The organism is Paramesorhizobium deserti, assembly GCF_001558695.1.
Lineage (GTDB): Bacteria > Pseudomonadota > Alphaproteobacteria > Rhizobiales > Rhizobiaceae > Paramesorhizobium > Paramesorhizobium deserti.
In genome coordinates this window covers 1,159,266-1,179,589 of record NZ_LNTU01000001.1, presented here as the reverse complement: position 1 = coordinate 1,179,589, position 20,324 = coordinate 1,159,266, and the positions used below count along the sequence as shown (strand labels likewise).

Below are 20,324 nucleotides of genomic sequence, written 5' to 3'. Positions count from 1 at the left end.
GGAACTGATATCCGATCCCACCATGGGGGAGATGCCCGGCAGGGCAGAGGGGGGTGAGAAGCCGAACGATTCCATCGAAATGGGATCTGCTCAACGGGCGCGCTCTCACAACCGCTTATCCGATGACCCGCGGCGAAAGCCGCGGGGTTCCGTCTGCCCGCTCTCCCACCCCTTGCCAATAAAACTCATATGTGAAAATATTATTCATAAAAGAAAATTGGAGCGGGAGGAGAAGACCAGCCAGATGACCAGTGATACCGAATTGCCGTTGACGGGGCTGCTCGTCGTCGACATGAGCCAGTTCCTCTCAGGCCCCTATTGCTCGCTCAGGCTGATGGACCTCGGCGCGCGCGTCATCAAGATCGAGCGGCCCGACGGCGGCGACCTCTCGCGCCGGCTTTATCTGAGCGATACCGAGATCGGCGGCGACTCCACCATCTTTCACGCCATCAACCGGGCCAAGGAGAGCCTGGCGATCGATCTGAAGAATCCGGACGATCTCAGCGCGCTGCGCAAGCTGCTGAGACAAGCCGATGTGCTCATCCAGAATTTCCGGCCCGGCGTGATCGAGCGCCTCGGTCTCGATTACGAGACGGTTAGCGCCATCAATCCGCGCCTCGTCTATGCGTCGATCAGCGGCTATGGCGAGGAGGGGCCATGGGTGAAGCGCCCGGGGCAGGATCTGCTGGCGCAGTCGCGCTCCGGCGTGATGTGGTTGAACGGCGATGAGGGCCAGGGGCCGGTGCCCTTCGGTTTGGCCATCGCCGACATGCTGGCCGGTGCGGCCGCCGCTCAAGGCATTCTGGCCGCGCTGGTCCGCCGCGGTATCACTGGCAAAGGGGGGCATGTCGAGACGAGCCTGCTTGAGGCGCTGGTCGATCTGCAATTCGAGGTGCTGACCACCCATCTGAACGACGGCCGCCGGCTGCCCAAGCGCTCTGGCTTCAGAAGCGCCCATGCCTACCTCGCGGCGCCCTATGGCGTCTATCCCGCCGCCGATGGCTATCTCGCCATCGCCATGGTGCCAATACCGAAGCTCGCCGATCTCCTCGAAATGGAGGAGCTCGCCCCCTATCGCGACGACCCGAAGAGCTGGTTCACCGAGCGCGACGCGATCAAGGAGAAGATCGCGGCCCGCATCGCCGGGAAAACGGTGGAGGAATGGCTGGCCATCCTCGAGCCAGCCGATATCTGGTGCGCCAAGGTGCTCGACTGGAACGAGCTGATGGAAAGCGAAGGCTTCAAGGTGCTCGACATGCTGCAGACAGTAAACCGCGAGGACGACGTCTCCATCCTCACCACCCGTTCGCCGCTCAGGATCGACGGCGTGCGACCCAGCTTCACCCGCGCCGCGCCAAAGATTGGCGAGCAGAGCGCAAAGATCCGCGAGGAGTTCGGTCTATGAAATCCGTCACTTTGAAGGGCATGACCTGGAGCCATCCGCGTGGGTTTGATCCGATGGTCGCCTGTTCCCGCTTGTGGCAGGAGAAAACCGGCGTCGCGATCGAATGGGACAAGCGCTCGCTGCAGGATTTCGAGAGCTTTCCCGTCGAGGAACTGGCGAAAGCCTACGACCTGATCGTCATCGATCATCCGCATGTCGGCCAGATCACGGAGGAGGAGTGCCTGGCGCCGCTCGACATTGCCGGGCGCGAAGCCGATCTCGCCGCGCTTGCCGAGGGCAGCGTCGGCAAATCCTTTCCGAGCTATCACTGGCGAGATCGGCAATGGGCTTTTCCGATCGATGCCGCGACGCAGGTGCAGGCCTGGCGGCCTGATTGCTTGGCCGCAGCACCCACCCGGTGGAACGAGGTACTGGAGCTGGCACGGCAGGGCCATGTACTTCTGCCTCTGCGTTCGCCCCATTCGCTGATGAGCTTCTTCACGCTGAGCGGCAATCTCGGCGCGCCCTGCGCCAATGATGGTCCGGGCGATCTTATCGACATCGAGGCTGGGTGCACCGTGTACGAGATGCTGCGGGAGATCGCGGCTCTCGTCGATCCCGCCTGTTTCGAGATGGACCCGATCGCCGTTTTCGAACGGATCGCGGAAGTGGGGTCGCCTTATCTCTGCTCGCCTTTGATCTATGGCTATGTCAATTACGCCATTCCCGGTTTCCGCCCGGCCACGATCCGCTTTGCCGATATTCCTCCCGCCGGCGATGAGGGGCCGGTCGGCTCCGCGCTCGGCGGCACGGGCATCGCCGTTTCGGCTTTTTCGAAAGCCCAGGCCGAGGCGATCGATTTCGCCTATTGGATCGCCAGCGGCGATGTGCAGCGTGGTCCCTATGCGGCAGCCGGCGGCCAGCCGGGACATGCCGGTGCCTGGGAAGACGCGACGGTGAACGCGATGGCGAGCGATTTCTACACCGCCACCCGCGCGACGCTGGAAGGCGCCTGGGTGCGCGCGCGCCACGACGGCTATATGGCTTTCCAGGAGGCGGGTTCCGATCGTCTCAACGCTGGTCTTCAGCGCGGGGAGAATGCGCGCGATGTCGTCGCCGATCTGAACCGACTTTTTGCCGAAAGTTTCAGGGTTTAGGCACCAGGATAGCCGCGCCCGCTCAAGCCGCGGGCCTTGATCGCCGGCCCGTCCTCCCGATAGCTCCGTGCACGTAATGTTTGGCACGCCCGAGCGTGCTGCTGCGCAGGCGGCGGAACTTCCAGTAGAAGCCGCGCTTGGTCTTGATGCTTTTTGAATCGAGGCTCATCTTCGTGGCCGAGGCGTCGCGCGCCACCTTCACCGGATCGGCATAGAACTGCCCGATCTTGTCCGCGCCCATGCCCGGTGTCCCGAACCAGCGGGGTATGTGGACGTTGCACAGGCGGTCGACATCGGTCAGCGCCTTGTCGATGCCGGTGCCGGTAATCGGACAGATGACGCGGAAGGCATCGCCGATCAGCACCACGCCGGCCTGCTCGTGACCGCGCACGCGGACGAGATCGATCGGGCGGGCGATGACCGGCCCTGTTATTTGGATTTCGCCGAACGTCTTCTCCAGATTGGGCATCAGTTCGCGCAGGCTCTGTTCCGGCTCTTCCCGGAACCGCCGCGTCCACTCCTCGGCGAAACTCCGGTAGACGAAGAAATTCCCCCGCATCTTGTCTCCGATCGGGAAGAGCGTGAGATAGGATACCCGGTCGTCGAAGCGTTCGCCGCTCCAGACCAGCGATGGAAAGGGAAAATCGGAGCGTGGCCGCGCCAGGTCGAAGCCGCAGCAGAGCGAGTGCGCCGGACTGAACACCTCCCGCTCGATGCCGAGTTTCTTGCGGATGCTGTCGCCGAGCCCGGTCGCCACGATGACGAGGCGGCCGGCAAAGCGCCGCCCATCGGCAAGGGCTACCTGCTGCCGCTCGGCGCTGGTTTGAAAATCGTCGACCCGGCCGACGACTGAGCGCACCTGCGGCGGCAGCGCGCCGCGCAGCGCATTGACTAGGCCGGAATAGTCGCCGCCATATTCGCGCTTGCTGCCGCGCTCCATGATCCGGCCGAAGCGGCGATGCCAGACACCGTCGAACGCCGTCATATATGCGCGCACTGCATGGTCGAGCCCGATGCGCTCGAACAGCCTCATCTGCGCCTCGCCCAGCTTCTCGGCGCGGAAATCGGGCGGGTGGCGGTCATGGGCGCTGATCAGCACCACATCGAACCCGCGGCGCGAGAGCGCTGTCGCAGCACTCACGCCGGCAAGTCCGCCGCCTATGATCAGGATATCTGCTTCTTCTGTTGTGACTGTATCCGCTTGCGGCTTTTGTTCGTGCGGTGATTGGGCGTTGGTCATAGTTTTCCGCTCACGGAATTCAGAGCTGATTGATCAAGTTCGTTTGCGGATCGCGCGCAGCACGATCCATTTCAGCGGGCGCAGCTTTTGCCAGGCCTGCGTAGCGCGCAGCCGTTCCATAGTCTGCATCCGGCGGATATAGAATTGCCCGCGCCAGGTGCGGATCTCTGTTTTTTTGGTAAGCGGGACGGTGATCTCGCAATGCTCGAGCTTCCACGGCTCATCGCCTATGCCGAGATCCATGCAGTCGAAGCCGTTCCGATGCAGCCATTCGAGTGTCCGATAATAGATAATGCGCCCGACCGAATATTTGGCCCATTCCCCGGCCTCGAAACCGATCATCAGCGCGTAATAGCGTTTGCCCCGCACAAGTCCCCAAAGCGTCGAGACGATCTCGTCTCCCACCTTGAAGGCGGAGAGATGCAGCATGCCCGCTTTGGCGAAGACTTCCGTGCCCTGTTCGAAGAAAGCCTGCTTTTCTGGCTCGGCGTCGAAGCCCGGCACCAGGGTTTCCTCGAAACGGCGCTGCTTCTGTTGGAGAAGCGCGCTGATGATTTCGTCTCTCTCGGCCTTCTCGGAAGCAATGATGTATTGGCAGGGCGCCATGCGCTCCAGCGCCCGCATCTTCTTCAGAAGGGTCTTGCGCGAAGGCTGGGCCTTGTCGATTTCCTCCCAGGGACGGCGGAGATCGCTTTCATGACAGGACACATCGTTCGGCCCGTCGGAGATGAGGTGCAACGGGTTGACCAGGCCGCCGACATCGGCAGGCATCTTGTCGAGCAGGACCACGTCGAATGCGGGCAGCGCCGCGATGATGTCCCGCCAGAGTTTTTCAGCAAGCGGCTTCGACCACTCCCACGGTACGGGAAAGAGGATGGGAGCATTATAGTCCGCCGAGCCTTCATCGATGAAGCTGAGGATCTTCGCACCCTTGCTCGCCGTGATGCAGAGAGGGACGAAGACGACGGGCTTGCCCGCCCCGTCGCACACTTCCACCAGGCAGGCGCGTGCATCCCTGGCCTGGCCGAAGGTTTGCCACCAGACCTCGATGAACGTCCTGGTCTGGAAGACGTGATAGTGGGCTTCGGGTGGCGAAACGGACCCGCCCACAGGCCATTCGACCGGCAGATCGTCAAGTCTGTCGTGAACGCGTACGGCGAAAGTCAGGTGCACCGGAATGATCTGTCCTGCTGCATGAAGATGTGCCAAGGAGATGGGAATGTCGAAACCGCGCCGGATGGTCGATGCCTGTTCTTCACGCCCCGCCCTGTCCTCCATCTATCGCATATCACGCAATAAAAAAAGCTTTCGAATAAAAGGCGGATTTGATAGGCCCCATACATGGTGCCGCATCTCTTCCGGGGCGCCGGCGGGGATAGAGATACGGGTTCATGGCTGTTTCCATCATCATGAAAACCCTCAATGAGGAGAAGCGGATCGCCGCCGCCATCGAAAGCGCGCTGGCCGCACTGCCCGGGGGCGAAGTCGAGGTCATCGTAGCCGATAGCGGGTCGACGGATCGCACCGTCGAGATCGCCAGCCAATATCCCGTCACAGTGGTGCAGATAGAAGCGCCGGCAAGGCCGAGCTGCGGCATCGGTCCGCAACTGGGTTTCCAGTACAGCCATCATGATCTGATCTGCCTCATGGATGGCGACATGCTGCTCGACAAGGATTTTCTTGGCCAGGCAATCGCTTTCCTGGACGCCAATCCCCGCGTGGCGGGGGTGACCGGCCATGTGGCGGAAATGAATCTCGACAATCTGGAGTTCACGCGCCGGGTGCGCCGCGCCTCGCCTGAAAACAGGATCGGTCCGATCGACCGCATGAATGGCGGCGGGCTCTATCGGCGCAGCGCGATCGAGGAGGCCGGCTATTTCTCCGACCGCAATCTGCACGGCTATGAGGAATTCGATCTCGGCGTCAGGCTGCGGGCGAGGGGGTGGAGCCTTCACCGGCTGGATCGGCGTTTCGTCTCGCATTTCGGCCATTCCATCAACGCTTACAGATTGCTGGTGAAGCGCTGGCAGTCGAAATATCTGCGCGGCGTCGGCGAATTGCTGCGCGCCGCATACGGCAAGCCCTATTGGAACAATCTCTTGAAGGAGCTGCCGGAGTTGCGGCTATGGGCCGGCGTCTATGCCTGGTGGCTGGCCATGCTGGCGTTGCTGGTCTTCCTGCCCGACAGGAAATGGGCGGTCGCCATCGATCTCGCGCTCATCGTCTTTGTCGTTGCGGCCATGAGCCTGAAACAGAAGAGCCTCTCGCTCGGGCTTTATGCCGTCGTGGCCTGGTGCTTCCATGCCGCCGCGCTGCCGCTCGGCTTCTTCCATCCTCGCCGCGCCCCGGATGCCTGGATCGAAAGCCGCCTGATCTCGCAGCCGCGCTGATGCTCTCGTGACTTACCGGAAGTCGGACATCAGCCGGCTCCAGGATTCGCCGGCAAGCCCGCCTATGTAGATATCGTTGCGTTCGATGGATTCGCGAATATCCGCATGGGAGCTGGATACGCAGACGTGCGCCCTGTGCTGGAAGGTCATGGCGCGGTGGCGCGAAAGGGCATCGAGGTGCCGCGGCTGCACGCGCCCCTCGGCGGCTATGTATCCGGCCGCGTCCAGATGGTGCAGCATCCGGCCGATGACCGCCTGCTCCCTCCCTCGCGCGGGCAACACGTTCAGCACCTGCGCGATCGATCCGGGCCGGCCGAAATAGATGAAGCAGCCGCAAAGCCGCTCCTGGCGATCAAGCACGGCCCGCATACGCGGCGGGCCCCATTCGCCGTTCAGTGCAGCTACGCGCATGATCCATTCCAGTTCCGGTTTCGACCAGATGGGACGTACCGAATAATCGGCCAGAAATGCCGGTGCATGGGTAAGGAATGCATCGAGCGACATCGGCTCGTCATGCACGCCCGGCGGCGTTTCCACGGAAAGCCCGCAAATTTTCCGTCTCGCGATATTGTCGAGCGGGCGCGCCAGGAAGCGGCTGGGCAGGTGGTGGAGAAATGGCATTCGGCGGCTTGAATGATGTGCAAGAAGGGCGGCAGGCCGGAATGTTCGGCGCCATTCGAGCCCATGAACCGGCAGCGAGACGCCGCCGACGGCCTTGAAATGATTGGCGCTTACGGGAGAGGCGCTGTCGGTGAAGCAGAAGTCCTTTCGGCGAAAGGCGAGTGTCAGTTTCGCCGGGCCGCGCGGCGGGGCAGCCGGGTCAACCATGTAGGTGCAGAGAAGCCGCGCCGTCATCGGCTGGCCAAAGACGGAATATTGCATCGGAATGACCGAAATGACGCTGTCGATGCGGCCGTCCGGCCCTTCATGCACGACGCTGCCGTTGTCGCGGCAATAGATCGGACTGGTAAAGAACAATTCCTTGAAATAGCGGTTGAACTCATCCGGGGAGTCGATCGGCTTCTTCCTGAACACCCTGAAGAAAATCCGCCCGACCTCCGGAATGTCTTCCACTTCCATCGGGCGTATCCTGCCCTGTTGATCCATCGCCCCCTCCCGAACTGCAATTGTCATGATTGGTTGTTTCCGCCGGCCTCGGATGCTCTCCGGCTGCGGCGCGCAAGCCGGAGGAGGACGATCCATGCGGCAATCACGATGCCGCCTTCGATTACGTAGATGGAGAAGAACGTGCCCTGCGGCGGCGCGAGCCATGTCGCAAAGGCGATCAGAATGGCGCCCAGCACGTTGCCGGTATTGAGAATGGCGGCGCGGAATGCGTGCTGCCCCGCCGCCCCCAGCGCTTCTGTGGCGACCGCCCACATGGAGACGAGAATGACCACCCAGCACAGGATCCGGCTGAAGGATTCGAGGGAAACATATTCGCGGCCGAACAGGATCGGCAGGAATGGCGCCAGCACGAATATGGCTATGGCCGAGACGGCGCCGATGCCCAAACCTGCGATGAGGATCTTCTTGCTGCGATCGACGACGTTATGGATGCCCTTGGTGCTTGCCCGGGCAAGGCCGGGATAGACGAGCCTGTTGAGGGCGTCGACCGTCATGTAGCTGCTGTCCGTGATCCGCCTCACGACGCCATAGCTGCCGATGACTTCCGGGGTCGCAACGATGCCAAGCATCAGCAGGTCGACATTCTGCCGGACGGCCCGGAAGATGAAGGGCGTGGCGAAGAGGATACCGAGGCGGATTTCGTCACGCACGATCCGGTATCGTGGAGGCCCGAACTTGCGCAGCCACCATGCATATACGAGCAGCACCAGCACATGGGCGGCGAATTGCCATACCGCCCATTGCGTCACCGTGGAGACCCCGAAACCGAGGCAGGCAAGTGCCGCCGCGCCCGTTCTTGCAAAGGCGAAGCCGACGACCGATTTGTTGGCATCGGCGAAACGCGAGTGCGCGATGAATATCTGCTCGGCCAATAAGATCAGGCGCACCAGCACGATGTTGGTGACGAGCATCAGCAGTATGGTGGCCAGATTCACCGCCGGATTGGGCGACAGTTCAATCCAGCGTGGCAGAATGATCATTCCGGCGGTGATGAGGACGGCGCTGCTTATCGCAATCAGGATCAGATTGTGGCCCAGCATCTTGGGGTAGATCGCGTGGTCCTGGGCGACGCGGCGCACCAGGCATTCGTTTGCGCCGAGACCGCACAGATGGACCGCAATGCTGGTTATCGCCGTGAAGGCGACGTAGACGCCGAATTGGTCGGCGCCGAAGAAGCGGGCGAGAATCGCGAAAGTGACGAGTTGTGCCGCGTTGGCCGTGACAAGGCTGCCGCTCGAAGCGGCATAGGACAGGATCATGGGCAAGAACTGCCGGAGCCGGCCAGCGCGGTCAGTCGGAATATGCGCCATTGATCGTGAAGCCGTCCCAAACTCTGCTAGCGCCGTTGCCGTCCCTGGAGCCGGCATAGCATTTCATTAACCAAATTTTTCAACCTATCGCTTAGTTCTCGATACAGGAAAACCGTTACGCTTTGATTGATAATGACAAGGTATGATCCGATGTACACCTTACGTGACCTTGCCGCCAAGGCGCAGACGGACGCCACAAATGCGGCGAGGGGCGATGATGAGCGTATCCGGGTCGAGGACGAACCTCGTTCCAGGCCTGCCGTTTCGTCACTTGCCTTTCCGCAGGTCGATCCGGCGCGCGTCGTCTCCTGGCTGCTTGATCGCTGGAGCTGGATTCTCGCGGCAATGCTGATCGGCGCCCTGATCGGCATAGGCTATGGTGTTACCGCCACGCCGCGCTATGTCGTTTATACCGATATTCTCGTACCGCCCTCCAACCTTCAGGTCATGCCGAACGACATCTATCCGCAGAACCAGCAAAGCGAAAGCCAGCTTCTCGATGTGGGGAGCAAGCTGCTGGTGCTGACGTCGGGCAATGTGTTGCGCCGGGTGGTGAAGGAGCTCGATCTCGAGAGCGATCCGGAATTCACGGGCAAGGATGGCGGGTTCAGTTTCCGGTCGCTCTTCGGAGCCCGGCCCGCATCGGGCGATAACACACTAGCGGCGATGCGAAGCCTGTCGGAGCGCATATCGGCGCAGCGCCAGGAGCGCACTTTCATCATCACCGTAGCCGTCTGGACCAGCGATCCCGAGAAATCCGTCCGGGTGGCCGATGCGGTTGCCAAGGCGTTCGAGGAGGAGGTGGCGCAATCGGAAGCGGCTGATGCCGGCCGGGCGACGTCCGCGCTGAGCAGGCGCCTCGCCGAGCTCAAGAAGGAGGCGACAGAGGCGGAGGAGAAGGTCGCGGCCTTCAAGCGCGCCCATGGTCTCCAGGCCAGTGGGGGTGAACTGATCAGCGCCCAATCGATGGGCCAGATCAATATCAGGCTGATAGATGCTCAGGCCCGTCTGGCCGAAGCCCAATCCCGGTATCAGGAGCTGACGGCGGCCAGCCCCAATGCGATAAGCCCGTCCAGCACCTTGCAATCGCCCACCCTGACCGGATTGCGTACGCAATATGCCACCCTCAAGCAGAGGGTCGACGCCATGTCCATGACCTATGGTCCCCGCTATCCCGGGCTCGTCAGCGCGCAATCGCAGCTGGAAGGATTGCAGCGTGAAATCGCGCAGGAGATCGCCCGGATGCTGCGCAAGGCCCAAGTGGACGTCGAACAGGCGGCTTCGGTGGTCGATACGCTCAACAGGCAGGCGGCGCGCGCGCGGGCATCCGTCTCCATCGACAATGACGCAGAGGTCCAGTTGAGTGACCTCGAACGCGACAGGGCCGCCAAGGTCGCCATATACCAGACCTTCCTGACGCGCGCAGGCGAGACGGCGGAGCGCCAGCAGCTGGACACCACCAACATCAGGGTGATATCCACCGCAGTGCCGCCGCTGAGCAGGAGCTGGCCGCCGCGCACGATGCTTCTGGCCGTGGGCGGCGCGATCGTCGGATCGGCCATTGGCATTTGCCTGGTTCTGGCGCTAGGTTTGTTCGGCGCAATCCGCGAGGAGCAACGGTTGGCGCTGGTGCGGGGGTGAGTTGATCGTGGAAACAGTCGAGCTGTATGGACGGGCGGATACGATCGCCCATGCCTGAGGTGCTGAACAAACTCGATTTCTGGGCGGACCGCATTACCGACAGGCTCTTGCGTCGGATGCCTGGTCCCCGTATTTCCATCGAGACGTCGCGGCCGCTGGTGTCCTTCACATTCGATGATGTTCCGGATACCGCGCTCGCCAATGGCGCGCGCATCCTTGAGGAACATGGGGTGCGCGGCACGTTCTATATCGCCGGGTCGCTTGCCGGACGTGAAGAGCCGGACCGCGCGCTGATCACGCGGGAAGGATGTCTTGAACTCGCCGCTCGTGGGCACGAGGTCGGCTGCCACACCTTCTCCCATAAAAAGGTGCGCCATGTAGGCGCCAAGGCCATGGAAGCCGACCTCGAGCGCAACCGGCATCACCTCGACCAAATCGAGGAGAGTGCCGGCAAGCGTAATTTCGCCTATCCCTATAATGCCGGCTCGTTCCGCACGCGGCATGTCTTCGAGCGCCGTTTTGCCACCTGCCGGGCCGGCGGGGAGGGGATCAACCGCGGCTCCGTCAACCCGTTCTTCCTCCATGGGGTCGAGATCAGGCAGCCTGAATCCCATGCCCTGGGGCTGACCGGCCGGATAGACGAACTCGTCGCCGAACCGGGATGGTTGATCTTCTTCACCCACGACATTGCATCGAAACCGACACCCTTTGGCTGCACGCCGGAAACCTTCGACAAGCTCGTTTCCTATACGCTCTCCAGCGGCTGCGCGGTGCTGACCGTCAGGGATGCGGTTGCCGAACTCGGGAGACCCAGGTCCTGAAACAGTCGGAAAAAGATGTCCATCCGCGTCTCCTCGCCATCAATAATTATTTCTACCGGCGCGGCGGGGCGGAAACGATCTTCCTCGAGCATATGCAGCTTTTCCAGGAAATCGGCTGGGACGTTATTCCCTTCGCCATGCAGCATCCGGAAAACCGAGCCTCCCCCTGGTCCGGCTATTTCGTTTCGGAAATCGAATATGGCCGCAAGAGCAGCCCGCTGACCAAAATCGTCCAGGCCGGCAAGATCATCTATTCCTTCGAGGCACAGCGCAAGATCGAGGCGTTGATCGAGCGCGCGCCTCCCGATATCGCCCATGCGCACAACGTCTATCACCACATCTCGCCATCGATCTTCCCGACTTTGAAAAAGGCCGGCATCCCAACCGTGATGACGGTGCATGATTTGAAGCTCGCCTGTCCGGCCTACAAGATGCTGGTCGACGGTCATATCTGCGAGGAATGCCGAGGCGGCAGGATCTACAATGTCGTGCGGCATCGTTGTATCAAGCAGTCGACGGCCCTGAGCGGCCTGGTTCTGCTTGAGACCATGGTGCATCGCGGCCTCGGCCTCTACCGGGACAAGGTGGACAGATTCGTTGTGCCGAGCCGCTTCTATCGCGACAAGCTGGTCGAATGGGGCTGGCCGGCGGAACAGTTTGCCTACATTCCGAATTTCGTAGATACCGACGGCTTTGCCACCGGCTGGGACGAAAGCGACTATTTTGTCTTTGCCGGCAGGCTGGCGCCGGAAAAGGGGATCGCCACCCTGATCCGCGCCGCCGCCTTGTCGAAGCAGCGGCTTGTCATCGCCGGCACCGGCCCCGAGGAAAAGGCCCTGCGCACGCTTGCAGCGGAGCTCGGCACGGATGTCACCTTTGCCGGGCATGTCTCGGGGGAAAGTCTCTTCCGCCTCATCGGACAGTCCCGGGCTCTGGTTCTGCCGTCGGAATGGTATGAGAACGCGCCGGTCAGCTTGCTTGAGGCCTACGCGCTGGGCCGGCCGGTTATCGGCGCCGATATCGGCGGAATCCCGGAAATGATCAGGGAAGGGGAGACGGGAATGACCGCTGTGTCGGGCGATGTCGACGATCTCGCACGGGTTCTGAGCGTCATGTCTGATCTGTCGCCCGCTGCAAGGGCCCATATGGGATCGAGCGGCCGTGACTGGGTTGCCCGCGAATTTTCGTCCGCTGCCTATCGCGACCGCATGGTCGATCTCTATGCCGCGCTCGGAGCTTCGGCATGAGCGAGCGTGGCGTTGCCGAAAAACGGCCTGAAGTAATGATGCTCGGCTTGCGCGGCATTCCCGACGTGCAGGGCGGCGTCGAAAAGCACGTGGAAGAGCTGAGCCGCCAATTTGTCGAAAAGGGGTGGGACGTGGAGGTGATCGGCCGCAAACCTTATCTGCCGCATTCCGCTCCCTACATGTGGAAAGACATTCGGGTGCTGCCGCTCTGGGCGCCCCGTTCCATGAAATTCGAAGCCATCGTTCACACCGCGCTTGGGGTTTTCGTCGCGGCCTGGCGTCGCCCCGATATCCTGCATATCCATGCCATCGGGCCTGCTCTCATGACCCCGCTCGCAAGGCTGCTGGGGCTCAAGGTGGTCGTCACCCATCACGGCTTCGATTATCACCGGCAGAAATGGAACCGCTTCGCGAGGACCGTGTTGAAGCTCGGGGAAAGCGCGGGAATGCGCTTTGCAGACAGGCGCATCGCGGTTTCCAACGACATCGCCCGGACTATGGAGAAGCGCTACGGCGTCCCGGTGCGGTTCGTGCCGAATGGCGTTTCGGTCCGTCGCGGCGTTTCCGATACCGGCATCTTGGAGAAATTCGGCCTCGCGCCGCGCCGCTATGTCATCTTGGTCGCGCGTATCGTGCCGGAAAAGCGCCAGCTCGATCTGATCGCCGCCTTCGCCAGGCTGAACGATCCTTCGCTCAAGCTCGTCCTCGTCGGTTCCGCCGAGCATACGGCCTCCTATGCGCAGGAGGTGGAAAAGCTGGCCGAGAAAACCCCCGGCGCGGTTCTCGCCGGCATGCAGACCGGAGACGATCTTGCATGCCTGTTCGGGAATGCCCGCCTTTTCGTGCTGCCTTCGAGCCATGAGGGCATGCCGATCGCCCTCCTGGAAGCGATGGGCTATGGCCTGCCGGTGCTCGCCAGCGACATCACCGCCAATCTCGAGATAGGGCTGCCGCCCGAGGATTATTTCCCGCTCGGCAACGTCGACGAACTGGCATCCGCGTTGCGCCGCAAGCTGGCCGAGCCGTTCTCGGAGAAAGAAGCATCCGCACGCGCAAGCCATATCGAAAAGGCCTATGGCTGGCCCAGCATCGCGGGCCGGACCCTGCAGGTCTATGAGGAAACAGCGGGGGGTCCTCCTAAGCGGCGGTAACGCTGGGGCTGATCCGCAGGGCTATCGAGCGGATCAGCGGCAGGCCTTTGCGCCGGGCCGTCCAGCCGACGGCGTGGAGCGCCTTCGCTGCCGGCTCGAAGCGCTGCGCCAGCGCCCAGGATTTGCAATCGATCGCGGCGACATCCGCCAGACCTTCGGCGACCGCGCGGATCGAGGCGCGGTGCGCGCCGGTCTGTACCGTTTCCGCGAAAATGGCGATGCCAGTCCCCATAGCTTCCAGATCGCGTTCGAGCGCGAGATAGCCGGAAAGCGATTGGCGTTCGTTAAAAGCGAGGCGCCTGCCACGAAGGAATTTGGCGAGCAGCCGGGCGCTGCCGTCTGCGGCAGGCGGCACCGGCTGTCCTTCACCCCGGCGTGCCACGATCACGCTCGAATAGAGCGCGCCGCTGCCGCCGGCGATCCCGTCATAATCGGTCTGTCCGATCACGGTTACATGGGAGCCAAGGCCCAGTTCCATCGGCCCCCAGCAGGTCTCGGCCACCAGCAGGCCGGGATGGCGCCAGAGCACGGCAAGGTCGAGCTCATCAGGCGGCAGGTTGGCCGGATCGGGGGCGATGATGTTGCCCAGCCCGTCGCGAATGCCGCCTGATATCGCCGGCATGTCACCGTTGCACCTCGTCAGATGCGCCGGCGCGTCGATCCCCCACCGGTGGAGATCGTCGCGCATCGCCGCCCAGCGCGCATCCGTCTCGCCGCGCAGCTCCGGCCAGTCATACATGGGAAGGGCAGCTATATGTCTCACTCGTGCTTCGGCTCCGCCGGAATCGGCGCGGTCGCGCCGCCATGGATATTGACGTGGAACCGGCGCGGACGGAATGCCTGATCGGGAAGATTCTCGGTCTGGACTACCGCTTCGCCGCGTCGCCATGCCGGATGGACGACTGGTTCCTTGATGCTGAGCGCGAAGGCGCGCAGCACCTCGAGATAATTGCGGAAGACATAGCCCTCGTTCATCCGTTGCCACTCTTCCCGTCTGGCGCGGTAGAGCGCCGGCAGCTCGTACCAAGCCGCCCGCGGCTGCTTGTGATGGACGAAATGCAGATTGTTGTTGAGGAAGAGCGGCGCCAGGATCGATTTCTCGACGATGATGGTTCTGCCATCCGGGCGTTCCGACCATTGATGCTCGCAATAGGTGCGGATCGCGATGATGGCGAGGCCGAGATAGGCCGAGGTCAGGGCATAGAGCCAGAGCGGAACGCCGAAGACGAAGGATATGATCAGGAGGGCGGGGGCGAGACCGGCGAAATGCAGCAGCCAGGCGAGGCGGATTTTCCGCTCGCCTGCCCGGATGTTCCTCCATTCCGAGATGAAAAATCCGGTGATCATCAGCGCCGGGCCGATGCTGACACGGCCGATGAGCGTATTGTTAAACCGCAGGAGCATTTTCAGGAAGAAAGGCAGCTTCTGCCAGTCGGCGAGCGCCCTGTAATAGCTCTCGGGATCGTCATAAGGGTCGGTCAGCCGCTCGTCCGCATGGTGCTGCAGATGCGTCTGCTTGTAACGCCGGTAGGGGTAGAACAGGCCGATCGGCAGGAACACCAGCGCTTCGTTGATGATGGCGCTGCGGGTGGGATGCCCGTGCAGCACCTCATGCTGCAGCGATGAGTGGAGCGCCACCGCGACTCCCATCAGGGCGAGGGCGAAAACCGGCATCAGGGGGAAAAGGTACGCGCCGGCCCCGAACCAGAAGGCGTAGCAGCCGACGATCAGCGCCAGCGTCGGCCATTCGATTCGCAATGCTTTCCTGCGGCGCGGCTTTGCATCGAGCCGTACCTGTTCACGAGCAGATTTCCCAATCATATCAGTGTGCCCCGATTTGCCGGCTCAAGAATCGCACCGGCGATGGCGCGGGACAACGAGACTATGGTGACTGAGCGTTGAGTATGATAATCATATATCGCAAATGTTGATGATTATCAGCAATAGGAGATAAAAATGGACAAAAGAGATCTGGCGGAACTGTTTCGCAAGCGCCTCGTCGAGCTCGTCGCCCGCTCGGGCGAAAGCCAGTCGGCCTTCGCCGCGGCGATCGGCATAGACCGGTCGGCCCTGTCACAGCTTCTCTCCGGCATTTCCCCGAGGCTGCCGCGCGTCGAAACGCTTCTCAATATCGCCGAGCGCCATTCCGTCTCCCTCGACTGGCTGCTCGGCCTTTCGCAGGATGAGGGGCTGATGGGCGAGTTGCGCCCGAGCCTCGAGATCGAGGAGGGCAGCGACGGTTATGATGTGACGCTGCTGATGAAATGGCACGCGGAGGCGGCGGGTTCGAAGATCCGTTATGTGCCCTCGCGCATTCCCGATCTCCTGCGCACGACGCAGACCATCGCCTATGAAGCGGCGGCTACTCATCAAAGTGTGGTGAGCCAGGCAAGCGAAACGGCGTTCCGGCTCGATTACAATCGCCAGCCCGGCACCGATATGGAGGTCTGCATGCCCCGGCAGACGCTGGAGGCGCTGGCGGAAGGCAGCGGCATATGGAACGGCCTTGCCCGCGCGGCGAGAGCCGAGCAGCTCCAGCATATGGCGGATCTCGTCAATGAGCTTTATCCGTCATTACGCCTGTTCATTTTCGACGGGCGCGAGCGCTTTTCCGTGCCCTATACCGTCTTCGGCTCGCAGCGCGCCGCGATCTTCGTCGGCGGTATGTATCTCGTGCTCAACAATGCCGAATCGATCCGCATCATGCAGCGCCATTTCGACGAGTTGATCCGCTGCACCCGCATCCACGCCCATGAGGCGGCAGGTTTCGTGAGCGGCCTTAAAGTATCCTGAGAGCCGGTTTAAAGGCGTCCTGAGCTCATTCGAGTCAGCTTGTGTCAGTTGGATCTGTCCATCGGTACTTTATTTTTGCCCGTATAAATGGTTCCTTTTCCTGAGCAGCTTCGTTTCTGGAACATGGTTCTCCGCTAGGCTCGGAAATCCATGATAGAAAAGATGCATCCGGCATCGAAAAATGGGGAATACGAAAATGTCCTACCGGAATATCCTTCTCAGCGCCGCTCTGGCCATCGGACTTTCCTCCGTCGCCGCCAGTGCACAGGTCGTCGTTTCCTCCAAGATCGATACGGAAGGCGGCGTTCTCGGCAATATCATCCTGGCCGTGCTGAACGCCAACAACGTCCCCACCACCGACCGCATCCAGCTCGGCGCGACGCCGGTTGTGCGCCAGGCGATCATCGCCGGCGAGATCGACATCTATCCCGAATATACCGGCAACGCCGCCTTCTTCTTCGAAAAGGCCGACGATCCTGTCTGGAAGGATGCCGCAAAGGCCTATGAAGAAGCCAAGAAGCTCGATTACGATGCCAACAAGATCGTCTGGCTGACCCCGGCGCCCGCCAACAACACCTGGGCGATCGCCATGCGCAAGGATGTCGCCGAGCCGAACAAGCTCGTCAGCTTGAGTGATTTCGGCAAATATGTCTCGGACGGCGGCGAGGTCGTGCTTGCCGCATCGGCGGAATTCGTCAATTCGGCGGCCGCCCTTCCCGCATTCCAGACGGCCTATGGCTTCACGCTGAAGCCCGATCAGCTCATCACCCTTTCCGGCGGTGATACGGCGGCCACCATCGCCGCCGCCGCCAACAAGACCAACAACGCCAATGCGGCGATGGTCTATGGCACCGATGGCGGCATCGCGCCTTCCGGCCTCGTCGTGCTCGAGGATGACAAGGGCGTCCAGCCCGTCTATCAACCGGCGCCGCTCATTCGCGAGGCGGTGCTGAAGGAGCATCCGGAGATCGAAACCCTCCTGAAGCCGGTTTTCGAAAAGCTCGATCTTGTCACCTTGCAGGACCTCAATGGCAGGGTGCAGGTCGGCGGTGAGCCGGCGAAGGCGGTGGCGGAGGATTTCCTGAAGAAAAACGGTTTCCTGAAATAGCCGGGCGCGCGGCGTGACGCTGCGACTGTCGGGTTGAAAAAGGGGGCGCCGATGAGCGGAAACCGCAGCCGTTTCGACAAGCTCGGCGTCGTCATCGCCGCAATCGCGGCAAGCGGGGTATTCTTCGCGCCCTTCGCCACCTTTCGCGCCAACCGCATCGTCCCGGGCGAGGGGCGCACCATACTGGAAGCCCTGCCCCTATGGGCCGCGGCGACGCTGCTTCTCGTTCTCGCCCTCGCCACGATGGTCGCGCTTCTGCGCTTCCCATTGTCCTGGCGGCTCGGCGCCAGCATCGCAGCACTCGCCGCGTTGATGCTGCTCATCGGCCTTGCCGCGAACCATCTGACGCCGCCCGAAAACACCTATGCCCGCGTCGCGCCCGCTTCCGGCTTCTGGCTTTTGAATTTCGCTTTCGCGCTCCTCGCCGCCGATAGTCTGACCCGGCTGCGTCTCGGGCCGATGGCGCGCATCGCCGTTCTGGCTCTCGCAGCGCTCGCGGTAACGGCGATCCTCTATTCCGGCAGTTGGAACGGCCTTTCGATCCTCAAGGAATATGCCAACCGCGCCGACAGTTTCTGGGCCGAGGCCGCCAAGCATGTGACGCTGGCGCTCGGCTCGCTAGCCGCCGCCGTCGTGGCGGGTATACCGCTCGGCATTCTCTGCCACCGCGTGCCGACGCTGCGCGATGGTGTTCTCAATGTCCTCAATATCATCCAGACGATCCCGTCCATCGCGCTTTTCGGCATCCTAATCGCGCCGCTCGGCTGGATCGCGGTTCATGTGCCGGGCGCCGCCGAAATCGGCATCCGCGGCATCGGTACCGCCCCGGCCTTCGTGGCGCTTTTTCTCTATTCGCTTTTGCCCGTCGTGGCCAACACGGTGGTCGGGCTCGCCGGCGTGCCGCCGGCAGCCAACGATGCGGCGCGCGGCGTCGGCATGACCGCCCGCCAGCGGCTGTTCTCGATCGAGTTTCCGCTGGCCTTTCCCGTCATTCTCACCGGAATAAGGATCGTGCTGGTGCAGAATATCGGCCTTGCCACGATCGCGGCGCTGATCGGCGGCGGCGGTTTCGGGGTCTTCGTCTTCCAGGGCATCGGCCAGACGGCGATGGATCTGGTGCTGCTCGGCGCGGTGCCGACCGTGGCGCTCGCCTTTGCGGCCGCTGTCATTCTCGACGCCGCTACCGAAATGACCGCACTCAACGGAGGCCAGGCGGCATGATCGAGATCGAAAACATTACCAAGCGCTATGGCGAAGTGGAAGTCGTGAGCGACGTGTCGTTCGTCGTCCAGCCGCGCACCATCACCGTGATCGTCGGCACCTCCGGTTCCGGCAAGACAACGCTGCTGCGCATGATCAACCGCTTGGTCGAGCCGACATCGGGGGTGATCAAGCTCGACGGCCGCGACAACCGCGCGGTGCCGGCCTATGAGCTGCGCCGCCATATCGGCTATGCCATCCAGGGGCACGGCCTCTTTCCCCATCGCACGGTGGCGCAGAACATCGCCACCGTGCCGGTCCTGCTCGGCTGGGAGAAGGACCGCATCGACGCGCGGGTCAATGAGCTCCTGTCGCTGTTCCAGCTTGACCCCGCCACCTTCGGCCCGCGCTATCCGCACGAGCTCTCGGGCGGCCAGCAGCAGCGCGTCGGCGTCGCCCGCGCCCTTGCGGCAGAGCCGAATGTCCTTTTGATGGACGAGCCCTTCGGTGCGCTCGACCCGGTGATCCGCGCCAAGGCGCAGGAGGATCTGCTCGCCATCCAGAAGCGGTTCGGCACCACCATCATCCTCGTCACCCATGACATGGAGGAGGCGATCCATCTCGGCAACCGCATCGCCGTCATGGATGAGGGCAGGCTGATCCAATATGCGACACCGGCCGAGATACTGGCCAAGCCGGCCACGCCCTTCGTCGAGACGCTGATCGGCACCGGCGACCGGCCGTTCCGGCTGCTGTCGCTGAACGAGATCCGCGAGGCGGTGGAGCCGGGCACGGCGGAAGGCGAAGCGCTGCCGGCATCGGCCACGCAGCGTGATGCGCTCGCCGAGCTGCTCTGGTCGGGGCGCGAGGCGTTACCCGTCGAGGCCGACGGCAAGCCCATCGGGCGCGTCACTGTCGAAGGTTTGATCCGGCGTGCGGCGAGGCCGGCATGAGGCTCTCGCTGCCGGTCCTCGCGCGGCTATTCGTGCTAGCGCTGCTGGTTGTCTTTCTCGTGAGGCCGGACTGGTTCGAGCCGGTCCTGAAGCCGCTGACGCAGAATAACGCGCCGGCCATCTACAATCAGGGTAGTCTCCTGATGCTGACCCTCGAGCACCTGCGCATCGTCTTCATCGCCACGCTTGCGGCAACGCTTGTGGCGCTGGCGCTTGCGATCCTCGTAACGAGGCCCGCCGGCGCCGAATTCCTGCCGTTGTCGCGCAGCCTCGTCAATGTCGGTCAGACCTTTCCGCCGGTCGCCGTGCTGGCGCTGGCGGTCCCCGCCATCGGCTTCGGCGAGAAGCCGACGCTGATCGCGCTTTTTCTCTACGGGCTCTTGCCGATTTTCGAGAATGCGTTGACCGGCCTCACCAATTTGCCCTCCGCCGTGGTCGAGGCGGCGAGAGGCGTTGGCATGAACGAGCGCCAGCGGCTCTTGAAGGTCGAGCTGCCGCTTGCCCTGCCGGTCATCCTGGCGGGCATCCGGCTTTCCGTGGTGATCAGCCTCGCCACCGCCACCATCGGCTCGACGGTTGCGGCAAAGACGCTGGGCGAGGTCATCATCGCCGGCCTCATCTCCAACAACCTCGCCTTCGTCCTGCAGGGCGGGCTGATCGTCGGCGCTCTCGCCGTGTTGATCTATGACGGACTCTCGGCCGTCGAGCGCATGCTGGCGCGGAGGATGGGGCAGGCGGGGAAGTAATTGAAAACGCCGATGCAGCCGCATGCCCTTCATCCGCCTGCCGGCACCCTCTCCC

General features: G+C 62.5%; 18 protein-coding genes. 12 read left to right on the top strand and 6 right to left on the bottom strand.

What is annotated here, in order from left to right:
- Positions 1 to 244 precede the first annotated feature (244 nt).
- On the top strand, positions 245 to 1,405 hold the full coding sequence (locus ATN84_RS05565; RefSeq protein ID WP_068880911.1) for a CaiB/BaiF CoA transferase family protein: 1,161 nt from the start codon (positions 245 to 247) through the stop codon (positions 1,403 to 1,405).
- Entirely contained in the window at positions 1,402 to 2,541 is a 1,140-nt protein-coding gene (locus ATN84_RS05560) for an ABC transporter substrate-binding protein (protein WP_068880528.1), read from the top strand. Before ATN84_RS05565 ends, ATN84_RS05560 begins: the two co-directional genes overlap by 4 nt.
- 22 nt (positions 2,542 to 2,563) lie before the next feature.
- Here ATN84_RS05560 and ATN84_RS05555 read toward each other — a convergent pair whose 3' ends face one another.
- A complete protein-coding gene (locus ATN84_RS05555) occupies positions 2,564 to 3,781 on the bottom strand; it encodes an FAD-dependent oxidoreductase (protein WP_068880527.1) in 1,218 nt (405 codons plus the stop codon).
- 33 nt (positions 3,782 to 3,814) lie between these two features.
- Complete coding sequence (locus ATN84_RS05550) at positions 3,815 to 5,059, bottom strand: GNAT family N-acetyltransferase (RefSeq protein ID WP_068880526.1); 1,245 nt, start codon at positions 5,057 to 5,059, stop codon at positions 3,815 to 3,817.
- Positions 5,060 to 5,172: 113 nt separating this feature from the next.
- Between ATN84_RS05550 and ATN84_RS05545 the strand changes: the two genes are divergently transcribed.
- A complete protein-coding gene (locus ATN84_RS05545; protein ID WP_068880525.1) occupies positions 5,173 to 6,171 on the top strand; it encodes a glycosyltransferase family 2 protein in 999 nt (332 codons plus the stop codon).
- Positions 6,172 to 6,183: 12 nt separating this feature from the next.
- Here ATN84_RS05545 and ATN84_RS05540 read toward each other — a convergent pair whose 3' ends face one another.
- Both ATN84_RS05540 and ATN84_RS05535 read right to left on the bottom strand, forming a co-directional pair.
- Positions 6,184 to 7,305 (bottom strand): GNAT family N-acetyltransferase, encoded by a 1,122-nt coding sequence (locus tag ATN84_RS05540; protein WP_153020100.1) that lies wholly within the window; start codon positions 7,303 to 7,305, stop codon positions 6,184 to 6,186.
- On the bottom strand, positions 7,302 to 8,558 hold the full coding sequence (locus ATN84_RS05535) for a lipopolysaccharide biosynthesis protein (protein WP_342027666.1): 1,257 nt from the start codon (positions 8,556 to 8,558) through the stop codon (positions 7,302 to 7,304). The genes ATN84_RS05540 and ATN84_RS05535 overlap by 4 nt, the downstream gene beginning before the upstream one ends.
- A 201-nt stretch (positions 8,559 to 8,759) precedes the next feature.
- On the opposite strand from ATN84_RS05535, the gene ATN84_RS05530 reads away from it, so the two are divergent.
- Genes ATN84_RS05530 through ATN84_RS05515 form a run of 4 tightly spaced genes read left to right on the top strand, consistent with a single transcriptional unit; the run spans position 8,760 to position 13,469 of the window.
- Entirely contained in the window at positions 8,760 to 10,250 is a 1,491-nt protein-coding gene (locus ATN84_RS05530; protein ID WP_068880910.1) for a GumC family protein, read from the top strand.
- Positions 10,251 to 10,300: 50 nt separating this feature from the next.
- Positions 10,301 to 11,071 carry a polysaccharide deacetylase family protein gene (locus ATN84_RS05525; RefSeq protein WP_068880522.1) on the top strand — a complete coding sequence of 257 codons (771 nt, stop codon included), beginning with the start codon at positions 10,301 to 10,303 and terminating at the stop codon, positions 11,069 to 11,071.
- The gene (locus ATN84_RS05520; protein WP_068880909.1) at positions 11,068 to 12,318 is read left to right on the top strand and encodes a glycosyltransferase family 4 protein; all 1,251 of its coding nucleotides are present in this window, start codon (positions 11,068 to 11,070) and stop codon (positions 12,316 to 12,318) included. The genes ATN84_RS05525 and ATN84_RS05520 overlap by 4 nt, the downstream gene beginning before the upstream one ends.
- Positions 12,315 to 13,469, top strand: a complete 1,155-nt coding sequence (locus tag ATN84_RS05515; protein WP_068880521.1) for a glycosyltransferase family 4 protein — start codon at positions 12,315 to 12,317, stop codon at positions 13,467 to 13,469. Before ATN84_RS05520 ends, ATN84_RS05515 begins: the two co-directional genes overlap by 4 nt.
- Here the strand turns inward: ATN84_RS05515 and ATN84_RS05510 are convergent.
- Both ATN84_RS05510 and ATN84_RS05505 read right to left on the bottom strand, forming a co-directional pair.
- A complete protein-coding gene (locus ATN84_RS05510) occupies positions 13,456 to 14,208 on the bottom strand; it encodes a phosphate/phosphite/phosphonate ABC transporter substrate-binding protein (RefSeq protein ID WP_068880520.1) in 753 nt (250 codons plus the stop codon). The two genes, ATN84_RS05515 and ATN84_RS05510, sit on opposite strands and share 14 nt — an antisense overlap.
- 20 nt (positions 14,209 to 14,228) lie before the next feature.
- A complete protein-coding gene (locus ATN84_RS05505; protein ID WP_082766098.1) occupies positions 14,229 to 15,290 on the bottom strand; it encodes a fatty acid desaturase in 1,062 nt (353 codons plus the stop codon).
- 135 nt (positions 15,291 to 15,425) lie between these two features.
- On the opposite strand from ATN84_RS05505, the gene ATN84_RS05500 reads away from it, so the two are divergent.
- The 5 genes from ATN84_RS05500 (at position 15,426) to ATN84_RS05480 (ending at position 20,269) form a co-directional block, all read left to right on the top strand.
- The gene (locus tag ATN84_RS05500) at positions 15,426 to 16,262 is read left to right on the top strand and encodes a helix-turn-helix domain-containing protein (protein WP_068880518.1); all 837 of its coding nucleotides are present in this window, start codon (positions 15,426 to 15,428) and stop codon (positions 16,260 to 16,262) included.
- A gap of 196 nt (positions 16,263 to 16,458) precedes the next feature.
- Positions 16,459 to 17,370: a glycine betaine ABC transporter substrate-binding protein OsmF gene (gene osmF / locus ATN84_RS05495; RefSeq protein WP_068880517.1), complete on the top strand. Its 912-nt coding sequence runs from the start codon at positions 16,459 to 16,461 to the stop codon at positions 17,368 to 17,370.
- A gap of 51 nt (positions 17,371 to 17,421) precedes the next feature.
- Complete coding sequence (locus ATN84_RS05490; RefSeq protein WP_068880516.1) at positions 17,422 to 18,591, top strand: ABC transporter permease; 1,170 nt, start codon at positions 17,422 to 17,424, stop codon at positions 18,589 to 18,591.
- Entirely contained in the window at positions 18,588 to 19,523 is a 936-nt protein-coding gene (locus ATN84_RS05485; protein WP_068880515.1) for an ABC transporter ATP-binding protein, read from the top strand. Before ATN84_RS05490 ends, ATN84_RS05485 begins: the two co-directional genes overlap by 4 nt.
- Complete coding sequence (locus ATN84_RS05480) at positions 19,520 to 20,269, top strand: ABC transporter permease (protein WP_068880514.1); 750 nt, start codon at positions 19,520 to 19,522, stop codon at positions 20,267 to 20,269. Before ATN84_RS05485 ends, ATN84_RS05480 begins: the two co-directional genes overlap by 4 nt.
- Positions 20,270 to 20,324 lie beyond the last annotated feature (55 nt).

What these genes read in the sequence shown, in the direction of transcription:
- ATN84_RS05510 (WP_068880520.1), bottom strand. Translation starts at nt 14,208, where the DNA reads ATGTATGACTGGCCGGAGCTGCGCGGCGAGACGGATGCGCGCTGGGCG.
- ATN84_RS05515 (WP_068880521.1), top strand. Translation starts at nt 12,315, where the DNA reads ATGAGCGAGCGTGGCGTTGCCGAAAAACGGCCTGAAGTAATGATGCTC.
- ATN84_RS05480 (WP_068880514.1), top strand. Translation starts at nt 19,520, where the DNA reads ATGAGGCTCTCGCTGCCGGTCCTCGCGCGGCTATTCGTGCTAGCGCTG.
- ATN84_RS05500 (WP_068880518.1), top strand. Translation starts at nt 15,426, where the DNA reads ATGGACAAAAGAGATCTGGCGGAACTGTTTCGCAAGCGCCTCGTCGAG.
- ATN84_RS05565 (WP_068880911.1), top strand. Translation starts at nt 245, where the DNA reads ATGACCAGTGATACCGAATTGCCGTTGACGGGGCTGCTCGTCGTCGAC.
- ATN84_RS05550 (WP_068880526.1), bottom strand. Translation starts at nt 5,059, where the DNA reads ATGGAGGACAGGGCGGGGCGTGAAGAACAGGCATCGACCATCCGGCGC.
- ATN84_RS05505 (WP_082766098.1), bottom strand. Translation starts at nt 15,290, where the DNA reads ATGATTGGGAAATCTGCTCGTGAACAGGTACGGCTCGATGCAAAGCCG.
- ATN84_RS05540 (WP_153020100.1), bottom strand. Translation starts at nt 7,305, where the DNA reads ATGACAATTGCAGTTCGGGAGGGGGCGATGGATCAACAGGGCAGGATA.
- ATN84_RS05525 (WP_068880522.1), top strand. Translation starts at nt 10,301, where the DNA reads ATGCCTGAGGTGCTGAACAAACTCGATTTCTGGGCGGACCGCATTACC.
- ATN84_RS05555 (WP_068880527.1), bottom strand. Translation starts at nt 3,781, where the DNA reads ATGACCAACGCCCAATCACCGCACGAACAAAAGCCGCAAGCGGATACA.
- osmF (WP_068880517.1), top strand. Translation starts at nt 16,459, where the DNA reads ATGTCCTACCGGAATATCCTTCTCAGCGCCGCTCTGGCCATCGGACTT.
- ATN84_RS05535 (WP_342027666.1), bottom strand. Translation starts at nt 8,558, where the DNA reads ATGATCCTGTCCTATGCCGCTTCGAGCGGCAGCCTTGTCACGGCCAAC.
- ATN84_RS05490 (WP_068880516.1), top strand. Translation starts at nt 17,422, where the DNA reads ATGAGCGGAAACCGCAGCCGTTTCGACAAGCTCGGCGTCGTCATCGCC.
- ATN84_RS05560 (WP_068880528.1), top strand. Translation starts at nt 1,402, where the DNA reads ATGAAATCCGTCACTTTGAAGGGCATGACCTGGAGCCATCCGCGTGGG.
- ATN84_RS05485 (WP_068880515.1), top strand. Translation starts at nt 18,588, where the DNA reads ATGATCGAGATCGAAAACATTACCAAGCGCTATGGCGAAGTGGAAGTC.
- ATN84_RS05530 (WP_068880910.1), top strand. Translation starts at nt 8,760, where the DNA reads ATGTACACCTTACGTGACCTTGCCGCCAAGGCGCAGACGGACGCCACA.
- ATN84_RS05545 (WP_068880525.1), top strand. Translation starts at nt 5,173, where the DNA reads ATGGCTGTTTCCATCATCATGAAAACCCTCAATGAGGAGAAGCGGATC.